This window comes from Campylobacter sp. BCW_6466 (genome assembly GCF_001762835.1).
Taxonomy (GTDB): domain Bacteria; phylum Campylobacterota; class Campylobacteria; order Campylobacterales; family Campylobacteraceae; genus Campylobacter_D; species Campylobacter_D jejuni.
Genome location: NZ_MJXO01000073.1, coordinates 125,972 through 134,213, shown reverse-complemented (window position 1 = coordinate 134,213; position 8,242 = coordinate 125,972). Strand labels below are relative to the sequence as shown.

At 27.0% G+C, this 8,242-nt stretch carries 5 protein-coding genes and 2 pseudogenes; all 7 read right to left on the bottom strand.

The genetic code is table 11. The features are described from left to right. Window positions 1–226: pseudogene (locus AJ887_RS08875) on the bottom strand (lipid-A-disaccharide synthase); the annotation flags it as partial. Beyond that, window positions 223–3,066, bottom strand: a complete 2,844-nt coding sequence (locus AJ887_RS08870; protein WP_070285093.1) for a DEAD/DEAH box helicase family protein — start codon at window positions 3,064–3,066, stop codon at window positions 223–225. The gene AJ887_RS08870 and the pseudogene AJ887_RS08875, both read right to left, overlap by 4 nt. Window positions 3,067–3,178: 112 nt before the next feature. Next, window positions 3,179–3,907 carry a hypothetical protein gene (locus AJ887_RS08865; RefSeq protein WP_070285092.1) on the bottom strand — a complete coding sequence of 243 codons (729 nt, stop codon included), beginning with the start codon at window positions 3,905–3,907 and terminating at the stop codon, window positions 3,179–3,181. A gap of 1 nt (window position 3,908) precedes the next feature. Next, window positions 3,909–6,377, bottom strand: a complete 2,469-nt coding sequence (locus tag AJ887_RS08860; RefSeq protein ID WP_070285091.1) for a site-specific DNA-methyltransferase — start codon at window positions 6,375–6,377, stop codon at window positions 3,909–3,911. 30 nt (window positions 6,378–6,407) lie between these two features. Further along, window positions 6,408–6,638, bottom strand: a pseudogene (locus AJ887_RS08855) (lipid-A-disaccharide synthase); the annotation flags it as partial. Window positions 6,639–6,841: 203 nt separating this feature from the next. Beyond that, window positions 6,842–7,414: a cytochrome c oxidase subunit IV gene (locus tag AJ887_RS08850; RefSeq protein ID WP_044779556.1), complete on the bottom strand. Its 573-nt coding sequence runs from the start codon at window positions 7,412–7,414 to the stop codon at window positions 6,842–6,844. Between the two features lie 14 nt (window positions 7,415–7,428). Continuing rightward, on the bottom strand, window positions 7,429–8,235 hold the full coding sequence (locus tag AJ887_RS08845; RefSeq protein ID WP_044779555.1) for a cytolethal distending toxin subunit B family protein: 807 nt from the start codon (window positions 8,233–8,235) through the stop codon (window positions 7,429–7,431). Window positions 8,236–8,242 lie beyond the last annotated feature (7 nt).

Here is an 8,242-nt window from a genome sequence, read left to right as displayed (position 1 = left end):
CTTTTTTTCCTTTAAAAATCAAAGGTAAAACTTCTATAAAACCCATAGCACTAAATTCATGTGAGCTATAAAACGGCTTAGAATTTAGATCAAATTCTTTACATAAGCTCTCATCATAAATCCCATGAATTTCAAATTTACCAAAGTCTTTTTTATAAGCTTTTAAGACTTCTTTTAAATGCAAATTTGCTGAAGGCTCTAAAGCACAAACTAAAAAGGTTTTCATCTGAAAATATCCTCTATATTTGATCTAACAAAATCTTTTATTTCTTCTGAAGTGTTGTTGATATTTTTGTTATAAAAAAATAAATTTACTTTTATGTTTTTATCTTCATAAGTTAAATTTTTATTTTCAAATATTGCTTTAAAGCCTTTTAATTTAAATCTAGGATTATCTTCTATTTTTAAGCCTTTTGGATCTATAAAATATATAAAAAAATCTCCACTTTGTTTGTCTTTCAACCAAAATATAAAATCAGGGTAAAATTTTCTTTCTTTTTGCTGTTCTTCATCAAAATAAGGGATATAAATTTCATCTTGATTTTCTACCAATTTAGAAAAATACCATTCATATTGTTCAAAAAAAGACAAATTTAAATTACTTTCCAAATCTTCCAAAAATTCTTTTTCACTTTTATTAGCAATGGCAAAATTAATCTTATTTTCTTTATCATTTTTATTGTAAATGATTAAAGGGTTGTAATAATGCTTGCTAAGTTTTGCACTAATTATATAGTTTTGCACTTCCTTGTTTTTTTGACTTTCTTTTATACCTTGCATTAGCTCATCTAAATTTATTTTTTTATTTTCAAAGTCTGCTTTCAATTCATCTTTACTTTTTGCATTTAAAACATCTTTTATAGTTTTGTTAATTTTTTGAACAGTTTCAAAATCTAACTTTGCTTGTATATTTCTATGGTGTGTTATTTCTTCTTCTAGCTTTACAAATTTATCCAAAACTTTGGCATTAGAATTTAACACACTATTGATTGTTTTTAAGGTTGTTTTTTCATTAAATTCTACTCTATCTCCTGATAATTGTATTTTACTTTCTTTACCATCGCTAAATTTATAAAATTCTTCTAATGTAGAATATTTAAAATTTTTATACAAACACTGCTCTAAAATCAAAACATCCTCATCATAAGATTTTATAAATTTGTCTAAAGATTTTGCTTCTTTTTCTGAAATTTTATAAATATTTTTTAGTTTTGCTTCGTTTTTATATTTTGGCACAGGTAAATTAAACGACAATTTTGTTTCTTTAAATCCTTTTAAACGCTTACTTTCCATAAATTCACATTCTATACCCTCTATGATAGCTTTTATAGCTTCATTATCACTTGCCATTACAAAAAGAGTTTCTAAACCGCATGCTAAATTTACACCTCGCTCATCGATTTTAAACATCTCTTTTAAAGCATTTAATCTCTTTCTTATATTTAAGAAAGGTTCTATTCTAACACCTCTTCCTATAGTTTGTAAAACATATTTTTTAGCATTAATACTGCCTATATTGATAAAAGAAATTAAATTTACGCGATTGCTATCCCAACCTTCTGAAAAAACCTTACTTCCTAGCATTATATTGATAGAAGATTGTGAGCTATTGATGTTTTCAAAATGACTTTGTGATATATCGCTTATGCTTTCTACCCCAAGCTCAAGTAAAAAATCTTTTTCCCATTCTTTTGCATTTGAAATATTTAAAAGCATGAAAGGTTTGTTTGAATTTTTACTCTTAAAAGCTAATTCTTTATCATTTCCTTTAATACTATAACATTCTAAATTTGCATTTGCATTTGCATAAAAAATATTTTCTCTAAGTTCATCGTTATTTGCATTTTTTATATATTTCAAAAAATCATCGCTTAGTGTATTTATACCAAAATACAAATTTTGATTTTGAAGTTTTTTATAAAGCTCTAAAGCTATATTGCCTACATCTACTTTATTTTTTAATACATTATACACTGCCTTAAAATACGCTTTTATACCCGCATCTTGAGTATTTACTTTATCAGAAACTGCTATGATTAAAGGATTATGGTATTTAAAGTCTGATCTTTTTAAAAATAATTCTTCTTTTGATTTTACAATAGCATTGAATATTATAAAACTTTCTAAAATCGTTTTAATTTTTGCTTCTTCGTTATTTTCACTTTTAAAATCTAAATTCTCATTTAAAACTGCTATATTTTTACCATATCCTTCTTGATTGAATTTTTGAAGATTATAATTATAAGCACAAGTTATAAAGTCTATTTCATCTTCAAAAGTAGCAGAAAAATTAAAAACAAAGCCTTTTGGAAATTCATCTTCTTTAATAAAACCTCTAACAAGCTCATGATAATAGTTTTTTCTTAGTGATGTTTTACTATCGCCTCTATGAGCTTCATCTAACAATATATACCAACCATCTTTATTAAGATAATTTTTATAATTTAATCTTTTTGCTTTTTTATCTTTGCCTACATTTTCTTCACTCTCAAGTAAATCACTTCTTACAAAATACACCACCGCTTCATTTAACAAGCTAGCTTCTTTTTCTATGCTTTCAAAATCTTTTAAATCTTTTATTTTGATAAAATTACTGTGATGATTGTTGTATTTAGCTATATTTGCTTTGAATTGATTTAAAATCTTATCATTTGGTGCTAAAAGCATGATAGGCTTTTTAGGTAATTGATTATTTTTAATAAATTCATGTATCAAAGCTATAAGCTTGATCATAACTATGGTTTTACCGCTTCCTGTAGCCATCCAAAATGAAGCTCTTGCGATATGTTCTTTTTGTAGTTTTAAATTCTCACTTTCATCTTGATAAAATGCTAAAAGATTTCTGCGTTCTTGATTGTATTCATGCGAATTTAACTCATCTTTCATATAAAAAGAGAGTATAGCTAAAGCATTTTTAACACTTTCTTGTTGATAAAATTGCAAATTTATAGCTTGAGAAAAATTGCCAAAATCATAACTTTCATCAAGCTTTTGCACTAGTGATTTATCATGGATAAATTTATTTAACAATAAATGTTTTCTTGTGTTTTGTTTTGCTTTAGCCATTATTTTTCCTTTAAAGCTTTAATTGTTTATTATCATTTGCAGCATGTAAGAATTTTTTACATACTGAAAATTCTTGTAACCACCTATCTTGCAAGTAGTGCAAAGGATGATGTTATTTTGTATTATTACTTAGAATATAATTTTTTAACATTAAAATTTCTTGATATTGGGCGTTTATAATATTATCAAGCAAACAAATAATAAGTTCGTAGAAATTTGGATTACATTTTCTAATCGGACACTTCCAAAATGTTTTATTCGCATAACACCAAGTTTTATATTCTTGCAAAAAATTAGCATTAATGGCTTCTTGTTTTGAAATCCAAAATATTTCAAATTGTAACTTCTTATACAAATCTAATAGCTTGTTATCTGTATTGTTGCATGCATTGTTTTGATAAATATTTTGTACATTCTCTTCCCACTCTGGTTTATATTGTTTAAAATAAATTTGAATTCCAAAATCCCAATATATATCATCCTCGATATTTGTCTTCTTATAAATTTTAACATCTCCATTATCAATATAGTTAAACTTATCATTTGGAATTAAAGAAGTCTTGATTTCTATTTTTATTGCTTTTTGAAATCGAATTTGCGATGATATAGTATTTAATCCATAAATTAATAAATCTCTATCAGTATTATCTTCGTTATTTTCATTTGATGTTGTTATAAAGCCATAATTTTTTAAAATATCTCTAATAAAAATCTCTCCCAAGACACCTCTTATGTAACAATCTTTTTGCAGAATTTCATTTCTATTTCTTAAATTATTTACATAAGCCGGAAAAGCTTTATCTAATGCCTCTTGTATCTGATTTTCATAAAAAGTATACATTTTATTTCTCCCACCATATTAGATTTTTTAGTTTTGGATATTTGATTAAATCAATATTTTCTAAATTTACAGTATCACCATTTTCAAATCTGCAAGATTTTATGCCATTATCATCTATAAAAATATTTTTGATTTTAAGTCCCAAAAGATTAGACATCGTTACAAAAATGTCAAAGTTTTTATCATATTTACTTATATCAAGGTAGATGTTTTCACCTTTTTTGAGCCCTTTGATGAGTTTGCGGGATTTTCTATAATCTATGAGCGCATTATCACTACTTAATATATATTCACAATTTTCTAAACTTTCTTCATAGCTTTCAAGCTCATAGTATCTAAAAGCACCACCACCTTTAAATTCTACTTCTTTACTTATACCACAAACAAAGCCATTTAAAACTTTTTTCATTCTAGGAATGATGACTTTGTAAAAATGCTCTCCCATTTCCACTCCAAGCCATTTGCGTTTTAGTTTATGTGCAGTAGCTATCGTGGTACCACTTCCTACAAAAAAGTCTAAAACAAGTGAATTTTGATTGCTACCTATATCACAAATCCTTTTTAGAAGCTTTTCAGGTTTTGGTGTATCAAAAATTTTATTTTCGAAATTTAATTTAATTTCATTTGTAGCATCAGCATTTAATACAAAATCGTACCAAATAGAAGATGGCTTAAGATTAGAAGCTATATCAATATAGTGTTTGTAATACACTTTATCATTATTTTTAAAAATAATTTCATCTCTTTCAAGTCTTGAATAAAAGGTATTTTCTGACACTTTCCACTGATGTTCACTGCCTTTTAGTATTTTTCCGCTAGGCAATTTAATATCATAATGCAATCCAGGACTATCTTGCAAAGAAGTATCATTTAGTGGTTTTTCAAGATAATACCCTTTTTCATCCTTTTTATACTGAGAAATATTTGTTCTTGCAATTCCATATGTTTTAAGATGTTCTATATTTTTTGCATATATATTTATATACTCTTGTTCAACTGCTATATGATTAGAGTCATTTCCACCACCTGCTCGCTTTCTCCAAACAACATTCGCTACAAAATTTTCTCCACCAAACACCTCATCGCATAAAATCTTGAGCCTTGCTTGTTCATTATCATCTATACTTATAAAAATACTCCCACTGCTTTTTAGAAATTCTTTTGCCAATTCTAAACGATTATCTATCATAGCAAGCCATGAAGAATGATTAAATTTATCAGTATATATAAAGCCATCATTGCCTGTGTTATAAGGCGGATCTATATAGATCAGATCTATTTTACCTTGGTATTTTGGCATTAGAGAATTAAGTGCTTGAAAATTATCTGCTTTTACAAGCTCTCCATTTAAAATTTCATCTAAATTTTCAAAACTTTGCAAAAGTTTATAATAGTTTTCCTCACTTAAATACTTTGTATCAAGCGGTAAGAATTTGTATTTTTCATCATTTATAGCCTTTATATCAAACTCATCATTTATGAAATTTAATTCTTTCCATTCTGCGATTTGCTCTTTAAATTTTGTATCTTTATAGATGGATTTTAAAATTTCATCAGCATCGTTTGAATGTGATTTAATAGTATCTAAGCTAAATACATAGTGAGCATTTTTAGCAAATTTTGGCTTTAACCATATAGCTTTTAACTCGTTTTCAAAGTCAGCTATCAAGTCGATAATAGCAAAAGCAATTTGTTTTAAAGTGTTGATCTCATCTATCTTTTCTTTAGTCCAATCAGTAATGCTATCATTCACATAAGAAAACAACCACAAATCAAATTGTTCTTTTAAAAATTCTTTCGCATTTTTATGGATAAAAAAATCTACTTCATTTTGTTTTTTATAAGTTTTAAAAAGCTTTTTTAGCTCTTCTTCTTTTATGTTTATTTGTGCATTTTTTAAAGTCTTTAAAAAAACATCGCTAAATTCACTTGAGTTTTGTTTAAAAACATTTGCGCCATCATTATTTTTAGAATTTATCACTTTTATATTTATATTATCATCTTGTATATTTTGCAAATAAAAATTGATTTTACTTTTATTATTATCAGCATTTTGCTCATACTCATCGGTAAGAAAATTTAAAGTATATTTTTTATCTTCACTTTGCAAGCTTAAAGGATTATAAATAGTATCTGATTTTACATAGTATAAATTTTGTGTTTTATAAAAAAGACTTGTGTCTTTTGAATTTGAATATACCCTTGCATAGATATTTTTATACATAGGTGTATCGTAAAAAAACGGCGTTCCTGTTTCGTTTAAATAAGTGCTAAAAAAATTATAAAGTTTATTATAAGTATCTGTATAAAGATTTTGTGTGTCTAAATAGTCTTTGATTTTTTGAAAATATTTTTCTTTTATAACGAGTAAATTTGTAAAACCATTTTTAGCTTGATTTTGCGAGTTTTTGATTTTCGCACCTAAATAACAATCTTCTAATTTTGAATAAAATGCTTTTTTATAATCCATGCTTTACCTTTAAATTTACAAGTTTAGAATAATATCTTTTTTTCCTTTAAAAATCAAAGGTAAAACTTCTATAAAACCCATAGCACTAAATTCATGTGAGCTATAAAACGGCTTAGAATTTAGATCAAATTCTTTACATAAGCTCTCATCATAAATCCCATGAATTTCAAATTTACCAAAGTCTTTTTTATAAGCTTTTAAGACTTCTTTTAAATGCAAATTTGCTGAAGGCTCTAAAGCACAAACTAAAAAGGTTTTCAAAAAATTTCCTTATCAATATTTTAAACATTTTATCTTATTTCGGCTTAATTAAAAGAAGTTGTGGAAAAATACACGCTAAAAGTGTATATGAAGGTTTATTATTTTCTCCAGTAGTATTTTTTGAAAATTATTTATTTTTTGCATCGATTTATTAAATATTTTAATTACTCACAAGCTTATTATTTTAGCTTGCTTGCAAGTAATTAATAAATAGGGGTTGCTTCTATAATAGCTGGAGTAAAAAACATTAATTCGTTTAAATCTAAAAATAAAGCTGGATCTAAAGTACATGGTTGTATACCAAAACGTTTTTCTATTGGAACATTTGGGTTGTAAAATATTTTCATACATTCTCTTCCACCTTCAACTAAAGATCTTATTTGAACTGCTGAGCTAGTTGTTGGCATAATAGAAAATATAGTTTCTAACTTTCCATCTTTTAAATCTTGTTTGCATGATTTCCCTCCAAAAAAACCACTTTCTAGTATCGCCAAACAAATATCATCATCGTTTGGATTTACAAATTGCACATAACCAAAGTGTAACAATTCTCCTAATTCATCTTTTTGTTTTAATTCATCGCTAAGTATAATTTCTCTTAAGATCCAATTTTGGTCTTTTAAATCTTCCGAAGTCTCTCTAAAAGGGCTTAAACTAATTCCTGTCTGCAAGGATCTAATAGCAAACATTGGTGTAAAATCAGATAAATCGCCAGGTTCTTCGATAGATTTAGATAAGCTTAATAAAACTAAGATTAAAATAACAATTTTTTTCATAACAACACCTTATATTAAAAAAATTTTCTAAAATTCACAGGAAAATGATCTGAAGCTAAAAATGTTCTAAGTCCAGCAGCAGCTAGTATGGCTAGTATAGCTGGGGGAGTATATCTTCTGGTTGTATCAGAATTTCCTGTAACAGCGTAATCAAGAACACCACCACTTGCTTGAGTATAAGAAGCAGGAGAAACAAAATATATACGATCCCTTAATCCTCGATCTAATAAAGATGCTAATGAGCCTGGATTTCTATTAAAATCTCCCAAGATCATCCAATTAATTTGAGGCATGTTTCTAAAATGCATATCAACAGCAGTAACTATAGCACCTGCATCATTTCCTCCTCTTGCTAAAGCATGTGCATTGAAAAATACATCATTGCCAATACGGATTCCTATGATAGGTCTTGAAGCAACGGTTGGAGGAGGTAATACAATTACTTCATCTGCCTGTCTTCTGCTTACTATTGCCATATTAACTCTATTTGCTCCTACATCAACTCTTGAATAATATATAAAAACTGAATTAGGACGAGATAAGGTTCCTAGATTCCATTCGTATTCATGGATAGGAATACCCACCCCAACAGGCTGAACTTGTCTTTGTGTCATTACTGCAGTGGATGGTAAAACACCTGCTTCTTGAATAGCTAAGACATCCATAGGATTGCTTCCCGTAACAAGTTGTCTAACGCTAATATTCCATTTACTTTCTGTTGATGCTGAAGAACCTTGTAAATTCCATGTTCCAACATTATAATCTTCTAAAGAAGCAAAACTCAAATTGATACTTAAAATAATCAATAATATTTTTTTCATAATTAAC

What these genes read in the sequence shown, in the direction of transcription:
- AJ887_RS08870 (WP_070285093.1), bottom strand. Translation starts at nt 3,066, where the DNA reads ATGGCTAAAGCAAAACAAAACACAAGAAAACATTTATTGTTAAATAAA.
- AJ887_RS08865 (WP_070285092.1), bottom strand. Translation starts at nt 3,907, where the DNA reads ATGTATACTTTTTATGAAAATCAGATACAAGAGGCATTAGATAAAGCT.
- AJ887_RS08860 (WP_070285091.1), bottom strand. Translation starts at nt 6,377, where the DNA reads ATGGATTATAAAAAAGCATTTTATTCAAAATTAGAAGATTGTTATTTA.
- AJ887_RS08850 (WP_044779556.1), bottom strand. Translation starts at nt 7,414, where the DNA reads ATGAAAAAAATTGTTATTTTAATCTTAGTTTTATTAAGCTTATCTAAA.
- AJ887_RS08845 (WP_044779555.1), bottom strand. Translation starts at nt 8,235, where the DNA reads ATGAAAAAAATATTATTGATTATTTTAAGTATCAATTTGAGTTTTGCT.